This is a genomic window from Pseudomonas sp. R2-7-07, from assembly GCF_003852355.1.
GTDB lineage: Bacteria > Pseudomonadota > Gammaproteobacteria > Pseudomonadales > Pseudomonadaceae > Aquipseudomonas.
Window position 1 is genome coordinate 4,590,710 of sequence record NZ_CP027759.1, and the last position, 21,568, is coordinate 4,612,277.

General features: G+C 60.2%; 17 protein-coding genes and 2 tRNA genes. 10 read left to right on the forward strand and 9 right to left on the reverse strand.

The features are described 5' to 3' along the window. Window positions 1-2: 2 nt before the first annotated feature. The 3 genes from C4J86_RS21075 to colR form a co-directional block, all read right to left on the reverse strand. On the reverse strand, window positions 3-683 hold the full coding sequence (locus C4J86_RS21075) for a class I SAM-dependent methyltransferase (protein WP_124364235.1): 681 nt from the start codon (window positions 681-683) through the stop codon (window positions 3-5). Between the two features lie 188 nt (window positions 684-871). Then, window positions 872-2,152 carry a HAMP domain-containing sensor histidine kinase gene (locus C4J86_RS21080; RefSeq protein ID WP_124368216.1) on the reverse strand — a complete coding sequence of 427 codons (1,281 nt, stop codon included), beginning with the start codon at window positions 2,150-2,152 and terminating at the stop codon, window positions 872-874. Continuing rightward, entirely contained in the window at window positions 2,142-2,825 is a 684-nt protein-coding gene (gene colR / locus C4J86_RS21085) for a two-component system response regulator ColR (RefSeq protein WP_124364237.1), read from the reverse strand. The genes C4J86_RS21080 and colR overlap by 11 nt, the downstream gene beginning before the upstream one ends. Window positions 2,826-3,025: 200 nt before the next feature. Here colR and C4J86_RS21090 point away from each other — a divergent pair, with 200 nt between their 5' ends. Beyond that, complete coding sequence (locus C4J86_RS21090; protein ID WP_124371735.1) at window positions 3,026-4,975, forward strand: LTA synthase family protein; 1,950 nt, start codon at window positions 3,026-3,028, stop codon at window positions 4,973-4,975. Window positions 4,976-5,026: 51 nt separating this feature from the next. Next, window positions 5,027-5,746, forward strand: coding sequence for a phosphatase PAP2 family protein (locus tag C4J86_RS21095; protein ID WP_124371736.1), 720 nt, complete (start codon window positions 5,027-5,029; stop codon window positions 5,744-5,746). A gap of 79 nt (window positions 5,747-5,825) precedes the next feature. On the opposite strand, the gene groL is transcribed toward C4J86_RS21095, so the two are convergent. From groL to C4J86_RS21120, 5 genes are all read right to left on the reverse strand, one after another. Then, complete coding sequence (gene groL, locus C4J86_RS21100; RefSeq protein WP_057723897.1) at window positions 5,826-7,469, reverse strand: chaperonin GroEL; 1,644 nt, start codon at window positions 7,467-7,469, stop codon at window positions 5,826-5,828. Between the two features lie 51 nt (window positions 7,470-7,520). Further along, on the reverse strand, window positions 7,521-7,814 hold the full coding sequence (locus C4J86_RS21105) for a co-chaperone GroES (RefSeq protein WP_124364240.1): 294 nt from the start codon (window positions 7,812-7,814) through the stop codon (window positions 7,521-7,523). 248 nt (window positions 7,815-8,062) lie between these two features. Continuing rightward, entirely contained in the window at window positions 8,063-8,539 is a 477-nt protein-coding gene (locus C4J86_RS21110) for an FxsA family protein (protein ID WP_124364241.1), read from the reverse strand. A gap of 66 nt (window positions 8,540-8,605) precedes the next feature. After that, window positions 8,606-9,337, reverse strand: coding sequence for a HugZ family protein (locus C4J86_RS21115; RefSeq protein WP_124371737.1), 732 nt, complete (start codon window positions 9,335-9,337; stop codon window positions 8,606-8,608). A gap of 102 nt (window positions 9,338-9,439) precedes the next feature. Beyond that, entirely contained in the window at window positions 9,440-10,447 is a 1,008-nt protein-coding gene (locus C4J86_RS21120) for a DUF481 domain-containing protein (RefSeq protein ID WP_124368221.1), read from the reverse strand. 193 nt (window positions 10,448-10,640) lie between these two features. Here C4J86_RS21120 and C4J86_RS21125 point away from each other — a divergent pair, with 193 nt between their 5' ends. From C4J86_RS21125 to C4J86_RS21140, 4 genes are all read left to right on the forward strand, one after another. Next, window positions 10,641-10,955 (forward strand): MGMT family protein, encoded by a 315-nt coding sequence (locus tag C4J86_RS21125; protein WP_256657927.1) that lies wholly within the window; start codon window positions 10,641-10,643, stop codon window positions 10,953-10,955. A 43-nt stretch (window positions 10,956-10,998) separates the two neighbouring features. Then, window positions 10,999-12,531 (forward strand): AmpG family muropeptide MFS transporter, encoded by a 1,533-nt coding sequence (locus C4J86_RS21130; RefSeq protein ID WP_124368222.1) that lies wholly within the window; start codon window positions 10,999-11,001, stop codon window positions 12,529-12,531. 217 nt (window positions 12,532-12,748) lie between these two features. Continuing rightward, window positions 12,749-14,464: a proline--tRNA ligase gene (locus C4J86_RS21135; RefSeq protein ID WP_124371738.1), complete on the forward strand. Its 1,716-nt coding sequence runs from the start codon at window positions 12,749-12,751 to the stop codon at window positions 14,462-14,464. A 20-nt stretch (window positions 14,465-14,484) separates the two neighbouring features. Next, entirely contained in the window at window positions 14,485-15,438 is a 954-nt protein-coding gene (locus C4J86_RS21140; protein WP_124364247.1) for a hypothetical protein, read from the forward strand. A 127-nt stretch (window positions 15,439-15,565) separates the two neighbouring features. On the opposite strand, the gene dinB is transcribed toward C4J86_RS21140, so the two are convergent. Further along, window positions 15,566-16,624, reverse strand: coding sequence for a DNA polymerase IV (dinB, locus tag C4J86_RS21145; protein ID WP_124371739.1), 1,059 nt, complete (start codon window positions 16,622-16,624; stop codon window positions 15,566-15,568). A gap of 278 nt (window positions 16,625-16,902) precedes the next feature. Here dinB and C4J86_RS21150 point away from each other — a divergent pair. The 4 genes from C4J86_RS21150 to C4J86_RS21170 all read left to right on the forward strand — a co-directional run bounded on the left by C4J86_RS21150 (window position 16,903) and on the right by C4J86_RS21170 (window position 21,526). Continuing rightward, window positions 16,903-16,979: transfer RNA gene (locus tag C4J86_RS21150), tRNA-Met, on the forward strand. A 268-nt stretch (window positions 16,980-17,247) separates the two neighbouring features. Beyond that, window positions 17,248-17,324, forward strand: a tRNA-Met gene (locus tag C4J86_RS21160). 279 nt (window positions 17,325-17,603) lie between these two features. Then, the gene (mprF, locus tag C4J86_RS21165; protein ID WP_124371741.1) at window positions 17,604-20,246 is read left to right on the forward strand and encodes a bifunctional lysylphosphatidylglycerol flippase/synthetase MprF; all 2,643 of its coding nucleotides are present in this window, start codon (window positions 17,604-17,606) and stop codon (window positions 20,244-20,246) included. Continuing rightward, window positions 20,246-21,526: a virulence factor family protein gene (locus tag C4J86_RS21170; RefSeq protein ID WP_124371742.1), complete on the forward strand. Its 1,281-nt coding sequence runs from the start codon at window positions 20,246-20,248 to the stop codon at window positions 21,524-21,526. Before mprF ends, C4J86_RS21170 begins: the two co-directional genes overlap by 1 nt. Window positions 21,527-21,568: the final 42 nt, after the last annotated feature.

Below are 21,568 nucleotides of genomic sequence, written 5' to 3' on the forward strand. Positions count from 1 at the left end.
TGTTACCTCTTACGCAATACATAGACTCGCCACATGGCGTAGAGCGGCATGAAGTCCAGGGATTCCTGAACCCGGAAACCGGCCTGCTCGAATTCTGCCTCGACAGTAGCAGCCGGTAACACAAACCGGTTTTGGTAACCTTCCTGCTCACCTTTCTTACGACGACGCACTTCGGCGCGCTTACGCTTCCAAGCCTTGAAATTGCCATCCACCCACAGCGAGATAATCACGCTGTCACGGGTAACACGTTGAAACTCCCGCAGTATTGTCATCCTGTGCGCTGGGTCACCGATGTGGTGCATCAAGCGCATGCAGAAAATACTGTCGACCGAATTATCTGGCAAATCGATATCAAAGGCAGATGTCTGCAAAGGACGTACCCGTTTCACCACTTCCGGGGGTTGGGCCACCGTGGCGACCTTCAACATCGACGCCGAATTGTCGGCCCCGATAATCACGCGGTTGGGTTTCTCGGCCAGCAACGGCCAAAACCGGCCAGCACCACACGGCAGGTCTAACACCAGGCTTGGCTCACCGGCCATGGCCAGCGCCGCGCGCGCCAGCTGCTCGTCGCGTTTGTGGGACCACCGGCGGGCCAGATTGTCCTGATGCTTGAGCAAATAGCGGTGAGCGTGGTTATCGTCGTACTTTTCAGAAAACTCTAACTTGATCGGCGAAGGCATCTTACATCTCCAATTACTGATGCCTACAACCCTAAGCAGCGAACTGTGATCAACAAGTCAACTCGTTGTGAAAAACTTGTCCTGTCCAATTGCATACATTTCAAGACTTTACAGAAACATTCAGTAGCATCGGGCCATCTTCGCTGAAAAACCGGCGTCGTGCAGCAGCAAATTGTCAGACTAAGCGGTCAGGTTTTGACTTGATCCAATTCGACATGAAAACGGCAACCATTGGGCTCCATGGTGCTCAGGGTCACGCTCCAGCCCTGGTTCTCACAGATGCGCTGCACCAGCGACAAGCCCAAGCCCAGCCCCTCGCCGCGCTTCTCGCTGCCCCGCACAAACGGCTCGAACATCGCCTCACGCTTGTCTTCAGGAATGCCCACGCCGGAATCCTCCACCACAAAACCGCTGGGCTCCAGGGTGAGGCGGATAAACCCTTGCTCGGTGTAATGCAGTGCATTGCGCAACAGATTGCCCATCACCGCATGCAGGAAGGTGGTGTTGTAGCGGGTATCCAGCGGATTGCCTGGGCAGTAGATCAGTTCAAGGCCCTTTTGCTCGATGGGCCCGCGCCAGATCCCGAGCAGGTCCTCAGCCACCTGTGTCAGGTTGACCTGGGCCGACATGGCGGCATCGTCATGCTGGGCACGGGCCAGCATCAGGAAGGTCTGCACCAACTCGCGCATTTCTTCACAGGCCCGGGCGATTCGCTGGACCTGGTTGCGCCCCCGTTGATCGATTGCCGGGTTCTCCAGCAGCAGCTCGCAGGAACTGGCCAGCACCATCAAGGGTGTGCGCAATTCATGGCTCACATCGCTGGTAAACAACTGCTCGCGAGACAGCGCCTGGCGCAAGCGACCCAGGGTGGCATCGAACGCCACCGCCAACTCGCCCACTTCGTCGGCCGCATAATCCGGTGCCAGTGGCGGCGCAAGCCCGAGCAACTGGTCGCGATGGCGCACCTGGCGCGCCAGCCGTACCACCGGCGCCATCACCTTGCGCGCCAGCACCCAGCCGAGAAACACCGCCAACGCCAGGCTGAGCACGAAGCCCACCAGCACCACGGCAAACAGGACGCGCTCGCGCTCTTCGAAATCGCTCTGGTCCTGCAGCAGCACATAACGCCGGCCATCGATCACCTCGACCATGGCGTGGTATGACAGCGACTCGCGAAACACTTCATGAAAGCCTGGGTCCAGATGCCGCAGGTCCTTGGGCAGCTCGAAATCGCCGGGGCCGCCGCTGAAATAAAACAACTGGTCAGGCTCCGGCCGGTGTCGCCAGTCTTCCATGCTGTCCATCAACAGCAGCCGTTGCAGATCGCCGCCCAGGCCCGCCGAAATCAACTTCTCTTCCACCAGGTGCACCGTCGCGACGATGCCCATGGCGAAAGCCCCCGCCACCAACGCGCTCATCAAGGCAAAGGCGATGATGATCCGCTGGGCAAGGCTTTGCTTAAACTCCATCACGGCCCTCGGCGAGGCGATAACCCACACCGTGCACCGTTTGCAGCAGCGGCTTGGCGAAAGGTTTGTCGATCACTTGGCGCAATTGGTGGACGTGGCTGCGCAAGCTGTCGCTGTCCGGGCAATCATCGCCCCACAAGGCTTCTTCGAGAATTTCCCGACGCAATACGTGCGGGCTTTTCTGCATCAATACTGCCAGCAGCTTCAGGCCGACCGGGTTGAGCTTGAGCATGCGCCCTTCGCGCGTGACCTCCAGGGTGTCGAGGTCGTAATGCAGGTCGCCCACTTGCAACACACGCCGCCCGCCACCCTGGGCCCGGCGCAGCACCGCTTCGATGCGCGCGGCCAGTTCGGACAAGGCGAACGGCTTGAGCAGGTAGTCATCGGCCCCGGACTTGAAGCCCTGCAGCCGGTCATCCAACTGGTCGCGGGCGGTGAGCATGATCACCGGGGTGTCGCGGCGTGCATCTTCACGCAGGCGTTTGCACAGGGTGTAGCCATCGATGCCGGGCAGCATGATGTCGAGCACGATCAAGTCGTAATGCTCGGTGGCGGCCAGGTGCAGGCCCGACAAACCGTCCTGCGCACAGTCCACTGTGTAGCCTTTGAGCCCCAGGTAATCGGCCAGGTTGGCCAGAATATCGCGGTTGTCTTCAACCAATAAAATTCGCATGGGCAGTGTCTCCGTACGCGGTAACGGCCGTGTTGGCTCGCGCAGCTTAAGGCCAAGTGCGGCTCAGGGATAGAGCGGCGAGGCCCGTCGATAAAGGTTTTCAACTGATTGGGCAGCCAAACGAGTTTTTCACTATAGCTTCACAAACTGACTACAGTGTCAGCGTGAAGATCGCCGCCATTGATAAAAGGAAATTTGACATGGGGCTCCCCAAAACCGCGCCTGTGCGCTATTTGCTGTTGATAACCGGCGCCTGGCTGGTTGTTTTCCTGCTCACCCGTAGCGTGCTGCTCATCACTCACCTGGATGAAGTCGGCGGTAACCTGCTGCCGGTGTTCGGCGTGGGTCTGCTCTACGACCTCGGCTTCCTGGCCTATGCGGCGTTGCCGCTGGGGCTGTACCTGTTGCTGTGCCCGCCGGCGCTGTGGCGCCGTCGCGGTCATCGCTGGTTCCTGCAAGCGCTGCTCACGGTGAGCCTGTTCGCGATGCTGTTCACGTCGGTGGCCGAATGGCTGTTCTGGGATGAATTCGGCGTGCGCTTCAACTTCATCGCCGTTGATTACCTGGTGTATTCCGACGAGGTGTTGAACAACCTGCTGGAGTCCTACCCGATCGGCAAGCTGCTCAGCCTGCTGGCGATGCTCGCGCTGATCCTCAGCGTGGCCCTGCGCAAGCCCTTCAACGCCGCGATGGCCGCGCCCCTGCCGGCGCTGCGTGGCCGGTTGGTGAATGCCGTGGCCTTGCTGGTGGTCGCCGGCCTCAGCCTGCAATTGATCAGCCAGGACAGCCCGCGCACCCAAGGTGGCAACGCCTACAACAACGAACTGGCCAGCAATGGCCCCTATCAGTTCTTTGCCGCGTTCCGTAACAACGAACTGGACTACACGCAGTTCTACAAAAGCCTGCCAACCGATGTCGTCGCCAAGCAATTGCGCGCCGAACTCAGTGAGCCCAACGCCCGTTTCATCGACCAGGACCCCCTGGATATCCGCCGCGCCATCACCAACCCAGGCACGCTGCGCAAGCCCAATATCGTGCTGGTCACCATCGAAAGTTTCAGCGCCAAATACATGGGCAGCAACGGCGACGAGCGCCACCTCACGCCCAACCTCGATGCGCTGCGCCAACAGAGCCTGTACTTCAATAACTTCTATGCCACCGGTACGCGTACCGACCGTGGCCTGGAAGCCATCACCCTGGCAGTTCCTCCTACGCCTGGGCGCTCTATCGTCAAGCGCATCGGCCGCGAAAGCGGTTTCGCCAGCCTGGGGCAGCAGCTTTCCGCCATTGGCTACGACAGCGTGTTCGTCTACGGCGGGCGCGGTTACTTCGACAACATGAATGCGTTTTTCAGCGGCAATGGCTATCGCGTCGTCGACCAGAGCAGTGTGCCCGAAGCGCAAATCTCGTTTAAAAACGCCTGGGGCATGGCCGACGAGGACCTGTACAAACAAACCCTGAATCTGGCCGATGCCGACTACGCCAAGCAGCAGCCGTTTTTGCTGCAGTTGATGACCACCTCCAACCACCGTCCCTACACCTATCCGGACGGGCGTATCGATATCAAATCCGGCAAGGGCCGTGACGGCGCGGTGAAATACACCGACTACGCCATCGGCCAGTTCCTCGACGCCGCGCGTCAGAAGCCCTGGTTCGATAACACGATCTTCGTGTTCGTCGCCGACCACACCGCCGGCAGTGCAGGCAAGGAAGACTTGCCCATCACCAACTACCAGATCCCCCTGTTCATCTATGCACCGAAGCTGATCGACGCCCGGGAAACCGCGCAACTGGCCAGCCAGATCGACCTGGCGCCCACGCTGCTGGGCTTGATCAACCTGAGCTACGAATCGACGTTCTTCGGCCGCAACCTGTTGCAAGACAACCCGCTGCCACCGCGCGTGGTGGTCGGCAACTACCAGCACCTGGGCCTGTTTGACGGCACGAACCTGGCGATTCTCAGCCCGCGCAAAGGCCTGCGTCGGCATGACCAGGCGCTGGGGGACAGCCAGGAACTGCGCGTCGGCAGCGACGACCCGTTAATCCAGCGGGCGATCACCTATTACCAAGCCGCCAGCTACGACTACAAGCAACAACTGCTGAGTTGGAGAGCCCCCAAGGAAGAGGCCCCAGCCCTGAGCACACGCTAATCAAAACGTCCCGTGCGGGTGAGTACGGGACGTTTTTTACCAAGGTCCGTCATGAAGCCCCCCGCCTCCCTACCCGTTTCTAAACCGCTTAATTTTTGGCTGTGTCTGGGCCTCCCCGTCGGCGCCGCATTGGTCTTGCTGCTTCTGCAGCTGACCTCGCTGGACATGGACCTGGCCAAACGCTTCTACGATGCCGAGCAAGGCGGCTTCATCGGCCGCTATAGCTTCTTTCTCGAAGACATCCTGCATGATCGCGCCAAGCAACTGGTGATCCTGTTTTCGGTACTGGCGATTCTCGGGCTGGTCGGCAGCTTCATCCTGCAGCGACTCAAGCCCTACCGCCGCGAACTGGTCTGCCTGGTGCTGTCCCTGGCAATGGCGACGGCTTTCGTGGCGCCGTTGAAGACCATCACCGCCGTGCAATGCCCCTGGAGCCTCAAGGAATTCGGTGGCCAGGAAATTTACAGCGAACTGCTTAGCCCTCGCCCGCCGACCGATAAACCCGGTCGCTGCTGGCCCGGCGGACATGCGGCAACCGGGTTTGCCTTGTTCGCCTGGTTTTTTGCCCTGCGCGATCGCCGGCCACGCATGGCGCGCAACGCGTTTATCTTTGCGCTGGGCTTGGGCAGCGTGTTTTCAGTGAGCCGCATGCTGCAAGGGGCGCACTTTTTTTCCCACAACGTGTGGACGGCGATTTTCTGCTGGCTGATCTGCCTGGGCATGTATTGCCTACTGTTGTACCGGCCATCGAAGCCCGCCACGTCCCGTTGACGGCTTGCGCAACACCCATAAAAAAACCCCGCCTGCATCGCTGCAGGCGGGGTTTTTTAACTAGCCGGGTAAGGCTGGCTTACATCATGCCGCCCATACCACCCATGCCGCCCATGTCTGGCATACCGCCGCCAGCGCCTTCAGCCTTAGGCTTGTCGGCGATTGCAGCTTCGGTGGTCAGAATCAGACCGCCGATGGAGGCTGCCGCTTGCAGCGCGGAACGCGTCACCTTGGTTGGGTCCAGGATGCCCATTTCGATCATGTCGCCGTAGACGCCAGTCGCAGCGTTGTAACCGTAGTTACCTTTGCCGTTCTTGACTTCGTTGACCACAACGCTTGGCTCATCGCCGGAGTTGGCAGCGATCTGGCGCAGCGGTGCTTCAACGGCACGACGCAGTACAGCGATACCGACGTTCTGGTCAGCGTTGTCGCCGGTCAGGTTGGTCAGGGCTTCCAGAGCACGGATCAGCGCAACGCCACCGCCAGGTACCACGCCTTCTTCAACGGCTGCACGGGTTGCATGCAGGGCGTCTTCAACGCGGGCCTTCTTCTCTTTCATTTCGACTTCGGAACCGGCGCCAACCTTGATCACTGCAACGCCACCGGACAGCTTGGCCAGACGCTCTTGCAGTTTTTCACGGTCGTAGTCCGAGGAAGTTTCGGCTACCTGAGCGCGGATCTGAGCGATACGCGACTCGATGTCACCTTCAACGCCAGCACCGTCAACGATGATGGTGTTTTCCTTGGAGATGGTCACGCGCTTGGCGCTACCCAGGTTTTCCAGGGTGGCGCTTTCCAGGCTCAGGCCGATCTCTTCGGAGATAACGGTACCGCCGGTCAATACGGCGATGTCCTGCAGCATGGCCTTGCGACGGTCGCCGAAGCCTGGAGCCTTGACGGCTGCAACCTTGACGATGCCACGCATGTTGTTCACAACCAGGGTCGCCAGGGCTTCGCCTTCAACGTCTTCGGAAACGATCAGCAATGGGCGGCCGGCTTTGGCAACGGCTTCCAGCACTGGCAGCATTTCGCGGATGTTGGAGATCTTTTTGTCGACCAGCAGGATCAGCGGGCTGTCCAGCTCGGCAACCATGGTGTCTGGCTTGTTGACGAAGTACGGGGACAGGTAGCCACGGTCGAACTGCATGCCTTCTACAACCGACAGTTCGTTTTCCAGGCCCGAGCCTTCTTCAACGGTGATCACGCCTTCTTTGCCGACTTTTTCCATGGCTTCGGCAATGATGTCGCCGATGGAGCTGTCGGAGTTGGCGGAGATGGTACCTACCTGAGCGATAGCCTTGGTGTCAGCGCATGGCTTGGACAGGTTTTTCAGCTCGGCAACGATGGCGATGGTCGCCTTGTCGATACCGCGCTTGAGGTCCATCGGGTTCATGCCGGCAGCAACGGCCTTGTAGCCTTCGTTGACGATGGCCTGAGCCAGTACGGTCGCGGTGGTGGTGCCGTCACCGGCGTCATCGTTGGCACGGGAGGCAACGTCTTTGACCAGCTGCGCGCCCATGTTTTCGAAACGGTCTTCCAGTTCGATTTCTTTGGCGACGGAAACGCCGTCCTTGGTGATGGTCGGAGCGCCGAAGCTCTTCTCGATGATCACGTTACGGCCTTTCGGGCCCAGGGTCGCTTTTACTGCGTCAGCCAGGACGTTGACACCGGTGAGCATTTTTTTGCGGGCGGAGTCGCCGAATTTAACTTCTTTAGCAGCCATGATCGATATTCCTTAAATACTTTGGAGTAAACGGGAAAATGAGCGGGGAAATCAGTCTTCCAGTACGGCGAGAATTTCGTTCTCAGCCATTACCAGCAAGTCTTCGCCGTCGATTTTCACAGTGTTGCTGCCGGAGTAAGGGCCGAAAACAACCTTGTCACCCACTTTCACGGCCAGCGCACGTACTTCACCGTTTTCCAGAGCCTTGCCTGGACCCGCAGCAAGAATCACACCGTGGTTGGCTTTTTCAGCAGCCGAACCTGGCAGAACGATCCCGCCGGCGGTTTTCTTTTCTTCTTCACTGCGACGGATGACGACGCGGTCATGCAGAGGACGAAGCTTCATTGTCGATCTCTCCTAATTGTGTTTTTCATCGGCCGGTATCAATTCCGGCGGGTTAAATTCCGGCGGTGCCGGTCGCGGCTCGCTGGGCGAACCGCGGAAGTCTGTCTAGTGTCACCACCAGAAACCTTGCGGTGACCGTTACATAAGGGCGCCCAGGCTTATTACAAGGGCCAGCGCAGTAAATTTTTTGTGTTTGCCCAAGGATGAAATGCAACACGGCACCCGAAGGTGCCGTGCCGGTGAAGCGGTTATTTGTTGTCGCGGTGTTCGAATTCGCCTTCGATCACATCGCCTTCACGCCCCAGGGGCTGGCGCGGGGCCGGGCCGCCACGGGGTTGCAGGTCGTCGGCAAAAGCACGCTGGCGCAGGGCCGCTTCTTCGGCACGCTGGCGCATCTTGCCGGCCAGCAATTTGCGTGTGACCGGCAGCAGCATGACCAGGCCCACCACGTCGCTGATGAAACCCGGCAGGATCAACAGGCCACCGGCCAGGGCCATCATCAGGCCTTCGAGCATGGTCTGGGCGGGCAGCTCGCCGCGGTTCAGGCTTTCACGGGCACGCAGTGCCGTCGCCAGCCCGGCGACGCGCAGCACCAGCACGCCGAGCATCGAGCCGAGAATGATCAGCAGCAGTGCCGGGAAAAATCCGATCGCACCGCTGACTTGAACGAATACGAACAGCTCCAGCACCGGAAACAATAGAAAAAGCAACAAAAAAGGGCGCATCAAATGGTTCCTCAACGCAAGAATGCCTTGCTAGTTCACCTTAGATGACGTCGCCTTTTCGTGAATTCAAGCACTAACGTCTGATTTTTTCGGCCAGGATCCGGCGTGAGCCAATGAAACCAAGGCTTCGCGTACTTGTGTCGGCGTGTTGCAAGGTTCGCCAAACGGCAGCCAGTGCAGGGCTTGGCCGATACGCAGGTGCATGCCTTCGCTGTCGATGCCGGCCAGTTGCGCAGGCTCGGTCGTCGGTAAACCGGCAAGGTTGACGTAATGGGCGATGGCCTTGGCGTGATCGCTGTCCATGTGTTCGATCATGCTGCGTTCGGCGTTGCCCGCGAACGGATTGGCCAAGGTCAGGTGGTCGACCCAGTGGATCGCGCCGAACCCGCCGATATACCGGTGGCGCACCGGCTGGAGCACCCAGAAATCGAAATCGTGGGCCTTGTGGTAGTTGGCCGACTCGGGGAAGTAACGGTAATAGCGCTCGGCGGCGGCTTCGATCGCAGCGGCGTCGTCGAGTTTTTCGGCTTGCGCCAGGTAGGTCAGGCGCCCGACGGCCTGCACATCGTCAGCTTCGCGCTCACCCACCAGCAACGAACACTTGGGGTCGTTCTGCAGGTTGTGGGTGTGCTGGGCGATGCGACTGATCAGGATCAGCGGGCGGCCCTGCTCGTCGAGGCAGTACGGCACGACCGAACCGAAGGGAAAACCGGGCATGGCTTTGGATTGTGTGGCCAAGGCCCCACGGTATTCCTTGAGCAACAGCTCTCGGGCGTTCCTGGCAACGTGCGCGCTCAATGTATGACTCCTGGGTTGTTTCGCCGCCCATGGCATATGGGAATGGATCTCAACACAAGGTAATCAATATCCGCGCAGGTTGCCAGGGTGCTCGATGCCGCGTTACCAGGCCACGCCAAACCCTGCGGTGTAGCGGGTCTTGCTCAAGCTGCTGTCGGAGTCGCCGCTGATGACGTCGCGCTCGGCCTTGAGATTGAGCGAGGCCCATTCGGTGACCTTGTAGCGCAGGCCCATCTCGGCATCCAGGGCATACTCGGCCGGACCGTCAATCGGCTTGCCCAGCTCGCCGTTGGTGAAGAATTCCACGGTCTTGCCTACCAGGTAGCGGTTGTAGTTCCACTTCATGGCCAGGGAATAGAAGTTGTCCTTGCCGCCATCGGCGTATTCGTAATCGGTGCGGTTGATCAGCGAGCCGAGGGAGAACGCGCCCAGTTCATCGTCCCAGAACTGATAGCCCGGGCCGGTACCGACGGTGCGTTGGCGCGCCAGGTCTTCAACCTTGTCGCGCTTGTAGGTCAGGCGGCCCTGCCAGAACCAGTGCTCGGTGATGAAGCGGTCCAGATCGTATTCCAGGGCCCAGTTATCGGTGGTGGTGACGTCGTCCTGGAATTCGCGGTTGTATTCGCCCTTGCCGGTATGGCGCCACTGGCCGTGACGGGCCGAGGTCTTGAAGTCGACGTCGTAGTCGTTGGTGTCTTTGTCGGCGCGCTTGTAGTCCAGCGCCAGGTCGATGTTGCCCTTCCACACCAGGTCTTCGATCACAGGCTTGGGCTTGAGGATCTGCTGGATACTGGCCAGGTCCACGGTCTTGGGCGCTTCGCCATTGGCCAGCACGACTTTGCCATCCTCCGCCGGCTTGAGGGACTTGGCCTTTTCACCGGCATAGGCGTCCTGCTTGACCAGCAACTCCTGGTCGCTCTCCAGGGTTTTCACCTGCTTCCAATCCACCGGGATGGCGCCCCCGTAGCTGGTTTGGATCAGCAACTTGCCGCCGTCGAAGACTTTGATCTTGCCGGTCAGGCGGTCACCGTTCTTCAACCAGACGGTATCGGCGAGCAAGGGCGTGGAAGCACTGAGGACAGCGAGGCACAGCAGGGTTCTGGACAACATAAGCAGATACGGGGCTCGGGGTTGGCGAAAGGAAGACGCTATCGTGTGAGATAGCCTGAACTGACTCAACTATTTATATTGAGTTCAATACGCGACACCAAGTTTACAGACGTTTCTTACAAAAACACCGACGTTCTCAACGGATAGCCCCACAGTGAATGAACCTGCCGACACCCCGCAAAGCCCCGCCGACATGCGCCGCACCGCGCTGTACCTGACCTTGGCGCAAGTGCCCGCAGGTTGCGTCGTAAGCTACGGCGAGTTGGCGCACCTGGCCGGGTTGGGGCGCGCCGCACGCTGGGTCGGGCGTACCCTGAGCCAGCTTCCCGCAGACACCCGACTGCCCTGGCATCGGGTGCTGGGTGCCGGTGGTCGGATAAGTCTGCCGGTGGGCAGCGCCTCAGGTGACGAGCAACGTGCGCGTTTACGCAGCGAAGGTGTCAGCATCCTGAACAATCGCGTTGATATTCAGCGCCATGGCTGGCGCCCGGTAGAGCACAGCGGTTAGAGTGCGCGCTTTGTTTCCGCAAATCTGAGGCAGACTCCAGCCCATGCCCCGTAAAACCTGGCGCGCCGCGCTCGCCGCCTATGCCAGCCCCTCGACGTTAGTGCTGTTGTTGCTCGGTTTCGCTGCCGGCATGCCTTATATGTTGGTGTTCTCGACGCTTTCCGTGTGGCTGCGTGAAGCGGGTGTTGCCCGTGAGACCATCGGTTATGCAAGCCTGATCGGGTTGGCCTACGCCTTCAAATGGGTCTGGTCGCCGCTGCTCGACCAATGGCGCCTGCCATTGCTCGGGAAACTCGGGCGCCGGCGTTCCTGGCTGGTGCTTTCCCAGTCGCTGGTGATCCTCGGATTGATCGGCATGGGCTTTTGTGACCCACAAAAACACTTGTCCTGGTTGATTGCCATTGCCGTCGTCGTGGCCTTCGCCTCGGCCACCCAGGACATCGCCGTCGATGCCTACCGCCTGGAAATCGCCGACGACAGCCGCCAGGCCGCCCTGGCCGCCAGCTATATGTCCGGTTATCGCATCGCTGCCCTGCTGGCCACGGCCGGCGCGCTGTTCTTTGCCGAAGGCTTCGGCTCCACCGGTTTCAACTATAAGCACTCGGCCTGGACCGGCACCTATGTGCTGTTCGGCGTGTTGATGGTTCCGGCCCTGCTCACCACCCTGTTGATGCGCGAACCCAACGTGCCGCTGCGCACCCAGTTGCAGGCCGGGCGCTATAGCTTCGTGCATCAGTTGGCGTCAGTGTTCGTACTGATCGTGTTGCTGGTGTCGGTGCCTGCCATGTTTACCCAGCTGTACAACACGGATTTCGCCAGCGTGCTGTTCCAGGGCGTGAGCCTGTGGGAACTGCTGATGGAAGACCGTGCCTTTCTGCGGGCCATCCTTTATATCCTGCTCACCGCCCTGTGCCTCTCGGCCATGGGCCGCCGTGGCCTGGCGCCGGTGCTGACGCCGGTTAACGACTTTATCCTGCGCTACCGCTGGCAGGCGTTACTGCTGCTCGGGTTGATCGCCACCTATCGCATGTCCGACACCGTCATGGGCGTGATGGCCAACGTTTTCTATATCGACCAGGGTTTTACCAAGGACCAGATTGCCGGGGTCAGCAAGATCTTCGGCCTGATCATGACTCTGCTCGGCGCCGGCATGGGCGGCCTGTTGATCGTGCGGTTCGGGATTCTGCCGATCCTGTTCATCGGTGGCGTGGCCTCGGCCGGCACCAACCTGTTGTTCGTGATGCTCGCCGACATGGGCCCCGACCTGCAGATGCTGATCGTCACTATTTCCCTGGATAACTTCAGCTCCGGCCTGGCCACCTCTGCGTTTGTCGCCTACCTGTCGAGCCTGACCAACCTCAAGTTCTCCGCCACCCAATACGCGCTGCTCAGCTCGATCATGCTGTTGCTGCCGCGCCTGATCGGCGGGTACTCGGGGGTGATGGTGGAGAAGTTCGGCTATCACAGCTTCTTCATGATCACCTGCCTGCTGGGGGTGCCGACGTTGTTCCTGATTGCCCTGCACTGGTTCCAGGAGAATCGGCGCGCCCAGTTGAATCCCCCGCAAGAAGACTGACACGGCTCGGTCAATGTGGGAGGGGGCTTGCTCCCGATGGCAGCGTGTCAGTCAGTACATCTGACACTGACACACCGCTATCGGGAGCAAGCCCCCTCCCACATTTGGATCTCCTACAGTCAGTCAGATCCCCCGCAATGTCACGCCTGTACTCCAGCAGCAACCGCCCGTACAATCCCAAGTCATTTCAAGTCCAAGCAACCGACAACGGCCTACCATGCGTACCAGTCAATATTTGCTCGCCACACAGAAAGAAACGCCTTCCGATGCGGTTGTGATCAGCCATCAGCTGATGCTGCGCGCCGGCATGATCCGCAAACTGGCCTCCGGCCTGTACACCTGGCTGCCCATGGGCTTGAAGGTGATGCGCAAGGTCGAAGCCATCGTTCGTGAAGAAATGAACGCCGCCGGCTCTCTGGAAGTGTTGATGCCGAGCACCCAACCGGCTGAACTGTGGCAGGAATCCGGACGCTGGGAAGAGTACGGCCCCGAGCTGCTGCGCTTCAAGGACCGTCATGGCCGCGATTTCTGCGCCGGCCCGACCCATGAAGAAGTCATCACCGACCTGATGCGCAACGAGTTGAGCAGCTATAAACAGCTGCCTCTGAACCTGTATCAGATCCAGACCAAATTCCGTGATGAAATCCGCCCACGCTTCGGCTTGATGCGCGGCCGTGAATTCATCATGAAGGACGCCTATTCGTTCCATGCCGACCAGGCGTCCCTGCAGGCGACCTACGACCGCATGCACCAGGCCTACTGCAACATCTTCACGCGCCTGGGCCTCAAGTTCCGCCCGGTTGAAGCGGACAACGGCTCCATCGGCGGCGCCGGCTCCCACGAATTCCACGTGTTGGCCGAATCCGGCGAAGACGACATCGCGTTCAGCAACGGTTCCGACTACGCGGCAAACATCGAGAAAGCCGAAGCCATCCCACGGGAAACCTCGCGCCCAGCGCCAGCCGAAGAACTGCGCCTGGTCGATACCCCGGACACCAAGACCATCGCGGCCCTGGTGGAAAAATTCGATCTGCCGATTGAAAAGACCATCAAGACCCTGATCGTGCGCGCCGAAGAAGAAGGCAAGCTGATCGCCCTGGTGATCCGTGGCGACCACGAGCTCAACGAAATCAAGGCGGCCCAGCAACCTGGCGTGGCCAGCCCGCTGGTCATGGCCACCGATGCCGAACTGCGCGACGCCATTGGCGCCGGCGCCGGTTCTCTCGGCCCGCTGAACCTGCCGCTGCCGATCATCATCGACCGTTCGGTCGAGCTGATGAGCGACTTCGCTATCGGTGCGAACATCGACGACAAGCACTACTTCGGCGTGAACTGGGAGCGTGACCTGCCGGTTCCGACCGTAGCCGACCTGCGCAATGTGGTGGCCGGCGACCCAAGCCCGGATGGCAAGGGCACCCTGGAGATCAAGCGCGGCATCGAAGTCGGGCACATCTTCCAGTTGGGCAACAAGTACAGCAAGGCGATGAAGTGCGAAGTGCTGGGCGAGAACGGCAAGCCGATCACCCTGGACATGGGCTGCTACGGCATTGGTGTGTCCCGTGTGGTCGCCGCTGCCATTGAGCAGAACAACGACGAGAAAGGCATCATCTGGAGCGACGCCCTGGCGCCGTTCCAGGTTGCGCTGGTGCCGTTGCGCTATGAAACCGAGCAAGTGCGCGAAGCCACCGACAAACTGTATGCCGAACTGACGGCCGCCGGTTTTGAAGTGCTGCTCGATGACCGGGACAAGAAAACCAGCCCGGGCATCAAGTTCGCCGACATGGAACTGATTGGCATCCCCCACCGGATCGTGGTCAGTGACCGCGGCCTGGCCGATGGCAATCTGGAATACAAGAGCCGGACCGAAGCCGAGGCCCAACCGTTGCCGGTGGCTGACGTGCTGTCTTTCCTTCAGGCGCGTATTCGTCGCTGAAAACCAGATCAAGAGAAGTCATGTTCAAGCGAAACACCAGAGCCTTGGGGGGCGCCGCCTTGTGCGGCGCCCTGCTGGTCAGCGGCTGCGCCAACCAGATGTCGCAACGCAGTGAGCACGAGGAGCGGGTCGAGCGTAAGTTGCTCGACCACAGCCTGCAGATCGATGTAGGTGAGCCCAAAGTGCTGGAGCTGCCGCAACGTCGGGTTCGGATTCACGAGCAAAAGACCTTTGAAGTCACCGAATTCGAAGTCACTCGGCGTTACGACCGCTACACGCCCTATCAGCCCTGGCGCAAACTCTACGAGATGCCCCTGGGTGCCGTGGCGCTGGTGGCTGGTGCGGGGGCCAATGTGGTGAACATCTTCGCCCTCGGCAACCTGCCCGCCAGCATGACCCGCGATTGGCTGAGCTACGGCGTGGACGGCATTAACCCGTTCATGAACGTGCAATCCCACGGCCGTGCGCAGCAGAACCTCGCGGGCATCGATGAAGTCCAGCGTGACAAGCGCCTGGAGTATTCGAGCCTGCCCTGGAGCGAACGCCCGGTACAGGTCACCGCCGGCAAGCAGACCCATGAACTGACCACCGACCGCGACGGCGTCCTGCGCCTGAACCTGCTGGACAGTCCGTTTGCCGAACAGGACCTGAACCGCATCACCACCTTGAAGATCAGCGTGGAAGACGGCCAGGACGACGTGCACACGGATTCGACCCTGGCGATCAGCAGCACCCTGCGCGGAAAATTGCTGGAAGCCCATGGCCTGATCTACGACGATTTGGAAGACGACGAAGTCAACCAGTGGGTACACCGGGTCAAGCGCCTCTCGGAGCTGGGCCTGGAAGAAGAAGCCAGCGAACTGGAGCAAAGCCTGATTGAACTGACGCGCAATGACCCGGAGTTGCAGCAGGAGTTTTTGCAGGCGCTGGCCAAGGATGCCGGGCGGTTAGTCGCAGACCCTGGCGCACGCTGAAATCTGAAGCCTGCTGGAGATCAAATGTGGGAGGGGGCTTGCCCCCGATAGCGGTGTGTCAGTGTCAGATGTACTGACTGACACACTGCAATCGGGAGCAAGCCCCCTCCCACATTTGCTCCGGTGTCTACCAGGAAAACTCGAGCTGTTCGTTACCGCTGCTCAAATCCAGCAAGCGCACGCCAATCCCCAACAACCGCACCGGCTTCCCACCCCGGTTGAACGCCTGGGTCATCAGCTGTTGATAACTCTCCAGGTCCCGCCCTGCCCCGGCCTGCTCCAAAGTGGTCTGGGTAAAGTCATGAAACTTGACCTTCACGAACGGCTTGCCCGCCCGGTAGCTGCTGTCGATACGCGCCATGCGCCCGGCCAGGGTGTCCATGAGTTCGGGCAGCTTTGCCAGGCAGCTTGAAAGATCCGGCAAGTCCACATCGTAGGTATTTTCCACGCTGATCGATTGCCGCCGGCTGTCATTCTGCACCACGCGGTCATCGATCCCACGGGCGAGGCTCCAGAGGCGCTCACCAAAACTGCCGAATTCGCGCACCAGCGCCAGCTTGTTCCACTCCCGCAATTGCAGGCAATCTTCAATGCCCAGGCGCGCCAGCTTGTCGGCAGTGACCTTGCCGACCCCATGCAACTTACTCACCCGCAACTGGGAGACGAAATCTTCGACCTGATCCGGGGTAATCACAAACAGGCCGTTGGGTTTTTTCCAGTCGCTGGCGATCTTGGCCAGAAACTTGTTGGGCGCCACGCCCGCAGACACGGTGATGTGCAATTGATTGGAGACACGCCGGCGAATGTCCTGGGCGATGCGCGTGGCACTGCCGCCAAAGTGCGGGCTGTCGGACACGTCGAGGTAGGCTTCATCCAGCGACAACGGCTCGATCAAGTCGGTGTAGTCGCGAAAGATCGTCTGGATTTCCTTCGACGCTTCTTTATAGGCATCCATGCGCGGCTTGACGATCGTCAGGTCCGGGCACAACTTCAACGCGTGACGGGATGACATCGCCGAGCGCACCCCGTACGCCCGCGCTTCATAATTGCACGTAGCGATCACCCCCCGCCGGTCTGCCGAGCCACCGACAGCCAAGGGTTTTTGCGCCAGGCTCGGGTCATCGCGCATCTCGATGGCGGCGTAGAAGCAATCACAGTCGACGTGGATGATTTTGCGCTGCGTCATATAAACGGGGTGTGGACCAACGGGTGGCCAGTATCGCATTCACCCCTGTATATAGCACCAGTAGTTTGAATCTTCTGCCTGAGCGGTACGAAATATCGCAGATGAATTTGTTTTCTCAATCGAATTCGGCCCGCCAATAGAGCTGAAAGCCTCGGCCCGACTGGCTCCGCGCCCCTACCACGCTCGCCTTGGAGAGCTAACCGATTGAACCACAAGCGCTTTTCATCCATTTTCGGGTTGACACGCTCGCGTTCCTCTGTAGAATGCCGACACACAGACGCGGGATGGAGCAGTCTGGTAGCTCGTCGGGCTCATAACCCGAAGGTCGTCGGTTCAAATCCGGCTCCCGCAACCAAACATCAAAAAAGGCTACTCGAAAGAGTGGCCTTTTTTGTGCGCGCCTGTTTTACCTCCCTCCCTGTAGGAGCGAGCTTGCTCGCGAAAAACTTCAACACACCGCTGGCTACCTGAAGCGCTGCGTTATCGTTGACACCTTTCGTGAGCAAGCTCGCTCCTACAATGAAAGCGAAGGCCTTGATTTTGAATAAATCAGCGTTAATTTGAGCCATCGACTCATTAACGGTTGACACCTCGTCGCTGGACTGTAGAATGCCGCCCACAGACGCGGGATGGAGCAGTCTGGTAGCTCGTCGGGCTCATAACCCGAAGGTCGTCGGTTCAAATCCGGCTCCCGCAACCAAACATCAAAAAAGGCTACTCGAAAGAGTGGCCTTTTTTGTATCCGGTGAAAAAGTTCTTCTGAAACAATGGCATGGCATCTTTCATGAAACCGTAGACGGTTTGTAGAGTCCATCCCATTGCACGCTATGCTCGATGCTCAAGCGCTACCTTCTACGACCAATGGCCGCAGTCGCCCCACTCGGTGATCCGCGTTAATATTTGTAATTATTTTGTCCATAGGGATTGGTAACTTGGCTGGATACCTCCATCCTGTCGCGCACAATCCACGAGGTGATTGATGCGCGCCAACTCGTCTGAACCACATGACACTGTCACAGCGGAACAACCGATCGCACCCACCCGTTTGCGTTGGCTGGATCTGTTGAGCAAATACCGTCAGCCCATCGGCCTGGCCGTTACGTTGCTGCTGTTTGCAATTGCCCTGATCGCCTGCCGACACCTGTTGTTGGAACTCGACCTCTACGCGCTCCACGACTCGATCCTGGAGGTGCCTAAACCGGCCTTGCTCGGCGCGTTCGCGGCAGCGGTGGCCGGCTTCATCATTCTGTTGGGCTATGAATTCTCCGGCGCACGTTACGCCGGTGTGAAACTGCCGGCCAAGACCCTGGCCCTGGGCGGCTTCACTGCCTTTGCCATCGGCAACGCTATCGGCCTGTCGATGCTCTCGGGCGGCTCGGTGCGCTATCGTTTATATGCACGCCACGGCATTGGTGCGTCGGAAGTCGCCCACATGACCGTGTTCGCCAGCCTGGCGCTGGGCTGCGCGCTGCCGCCACTGGCCGCGCTGGCTACGCTGAGCAACCTGCCGGCGGCATCGACCTACCTGCATTTACCGCAGAGCCTGCTGGGCGGTGTCGCCGGTGCGGTGCTGCTGTTGTCGGCAATGCTGTGCATCGGTATCTATCGCCGTCGCCTGCCGGAACAACCTTACCCGGATAACCTGCTGGTCAAGGCCGGGCGCCGCACCCTGCGCCTGCCTGGCCGTCGCCTGACGTTCCTGCAACTGGTCATCACCGCGCTGGACGTCGCCGCCGCCGCCGCTGTCCTTTATATGCTGCTGCCCGAAGCACCGCCTTTCGGTCCATTCCTGTTGGTGTACCTGTTGGCCCTGGCCGCCGGCGTGCTCAGCCATGTACCGGGAGGCGTGGGGGTTTTCGAAGCGATCCTGCTGGCGGCCTTCGCCGACACCCTCGGCGCTGCGCCACTGGCTGCTGCCCTGCTCTTATACCGGATGATCTACGTGGTGTTGCCGCTGTTGATCGCCTGTATCTTCCTGCTGATCAACGAGGCCCAGCGCCTGTTCCAGACTCAGCAGAGCCTGCGCGTCGCATCCGGCCTTGCGGCACCGGTGCTGGCCGTACTGGTTTTTTTGTCCGGCGTGGTCCTGCTGTTTTCCGGCGCCACGCCGGAGATCGATTCACGCCTGGAAAACATCGGCTTCCTGATTCCCCACCGCCTGATTGACGCGTCGCACTTCGGTGCCAGCCTGATCGGCGTGCTGTGCCTATTGCTGGCCCAAGGCCTGCGTCGACGTTTGTCAGCCGCCTGGATGCTGACCATGGTGCTGCTGCTGGTCGGCGCCCTGCTCTCACTGCTCAAGGGCTTCGACTGGGAAGAAGCCAGCCTGATGACCATGACCGCCGTGCTGCTGGCGATCTTCCGGCGCTCGTTCTACCGCGCCAGCCGCCTGACCGAACTGCCCTTCTCGCCGCTGTACCTGGTGGCCAGCGTCTGCGTATTGGGCGCGTCGATCTGGCTGTTGCTGTTTGCCTATCAGGACGTGCCTTACAGCCATCAACTCTGGTGGCAGTTCACCCTCGATGCCAACGCCCCGCGCGGCTTGCGTTCCTTGCTGGGTGCCGCCGTATTGCTGGTGATCGTGTCGCTGACCTGGCTGCTGCGTACCGCGCGCCCGGTGATCCACCTGCCGACCCCGGATGAGCTGGAACGCGCCAGCAAGATCCTGATGGCCTCCTCCCAACCCGACGGCGGCCTGGCGCTGACCGGTGACAAGGCGTTGCTGTTCCACCCCAACGATGAAGCCTTCCTGATGTACGCCCGTCGCGGGCGCAGCCTGGTGGCGCTGTATGATCCGATCGGCCCGACTCAACCGCGCGCCGAGATGATCTGGCAGTTCCGCGACCTGTGCGACATTCACCACGCACGGCCAGTGTTCTATCAGGTGCGCGCCGAGAACCTGCCGTACTACATGGATATTGGCCTCACTGCGATCAAGCTGGGCGAAGAAGCCCGGGTCGACCTGAAACGCTTTGACCTGGAAGCCAAGGGCAAAGAGATGAAGGATTTGCGCTACACCTGGAACCGTGGCACCCGGGACGGCTTGTCCCTGGAGATCTGCGAGCCGGGCACGGCGCCGATGGATGAATTAAAAGTTATCTCGGACGCCTGGCTAACCGGTAAGAATGTGCGTGAAAAAGGCTTCTCCCTGGGCCGCTTCAGCGACGACTACCTCAAGCACTTTCGGATCGCGATCATTCGCTTCGAAGGGCGCCCGGTGGCCTTCGCCAACCTGCTCGAGACGTACAACCATGACTTGGCCAGTCTCGACCTGATGCGCGCCCACCCGGACGCGCCGAAGCTGACCATGGAATTCATGATGGTCGGCCTGATTCAACATTATAAGAACCACGGCTACGCCCGCTTCAGCCTCGGCATGGTGCCGTTGTCGGGCCTGCAACCACGGCGTGGCGCGCCACTGACCCAACGCTTGGGCTCGATGGTGTTCCGCCGTGGCGAGCAACTGTATAACTTTCAAGGTTTGCGCCGTTTCAAAGACAAGTTCCAGCCTGACTGGGAACCCCGTTACATGGCCGTGCCCGCAGGACTTGATCCGCTGGTGGCACTGGCCGATACCGCCGCCCTGATCGCGGGCGGCTTGACTGGATTGGTGAAACGCTGATGATTCGACGCTCCTGGCGGTATGTATTGGCCTTTGTTGTGCTGCTCGCGCTGATCCTGGGCGGCGGCTATTGGTACTGGAACCGCCCTGCCCCACAGCCGACACTGGAGCAATTGCCCCAGGCCGACGGTTCGATGATGACCCGCGTGACTCCGGCCAGCGCCGCCAAAGCCCGCGTGGCGGTAGCCGTGATGGCCGACGAAACCCTCACCGACAGCCAATTGGTCGCCCTGAGCCAGGGCGGCTCGGCGCAGATCGTGCAAGTGGTGCTGCCTAAAGATGACTGCACTCTGCAGGAGCAAGCGCTGCAAAGCGCCCTGGCCCAGCTTAAAGGCCCGGCGACCCTGGTCAGCGGCATCGGCCCTGGCGCGGCGCTCGCCTGGCGCTGGCTGGCCACACAGACCGACGACAAGGCCAACGCCATCTCCGTCGGCTTCGCCCTGAAACAGGAAGGCTGCAACGACCCGCTGCCGAAAACCGCCGCCCATGGCAACTGGCTGGTGGCATGGAACGACAACCCTGACGATGAAAGCGCCAGTTTCGTACGCGACACACCGCGTGCCACTACCAGCATCAGCGACTACGACATTCATTACCCGCAAGTGCTGAACAACGAGTTGCGCAAGCAACTGGTAGGTTCGGACAACGGCGGCCTGGCGATTCCGGTGGTGGAAGTGCCCGCAGGCCAGGCCAAGGACACCGTGACCCTGTTCCTCTCCGGTGACGGCGGCTGGCGTGACCTGGACCGCGACGTGGCCGGCGAGATGGCGAAGATCGGCTACCCCGTGGTCGGCATCGACACCCTGCGCTACTACTGGCAGCACAAGACCCCGGAACAAAGCGCCAAGGACCTTTCCGAGCTGATGCAGCACTACCGGCAGAAATGGGGCACCAAGCGCTTCGTCCTGACCGGTTATTCGTTTGGCGCCGACGTCCTGCCGGCCATCTATAACCGCATGCCGGCAAACGAACAGCAACGGGTCGACGCAATCATCCTGCTGGCCTTCGCCCGCACCGGCAGCTTTGAGATTGAAGTGGAAGGCTGGCTGGGCAACGCCGGCAAAGAAGCCGCTACCGGCCCGGAAATGGCCAAGCTGCCAGCAGACAAAGTGGTGTGCATCTACGGCGCCGAGGAAGTCGACGAGAGCGGCTGCACCGACAAGACCGCCGTGGGCGAAGCCATGAAGCTGCCCGGCGGGCATCACTTCGATGAGAACTATCCGGCGCTGGCCAAGCGGTTGGTGGATATCATCGTCAAGCATCAGGCCAAAGCCGAATAAGCAGTACACAAAACCAAATGTGGGAGGGGGCTTGCTCCCGAT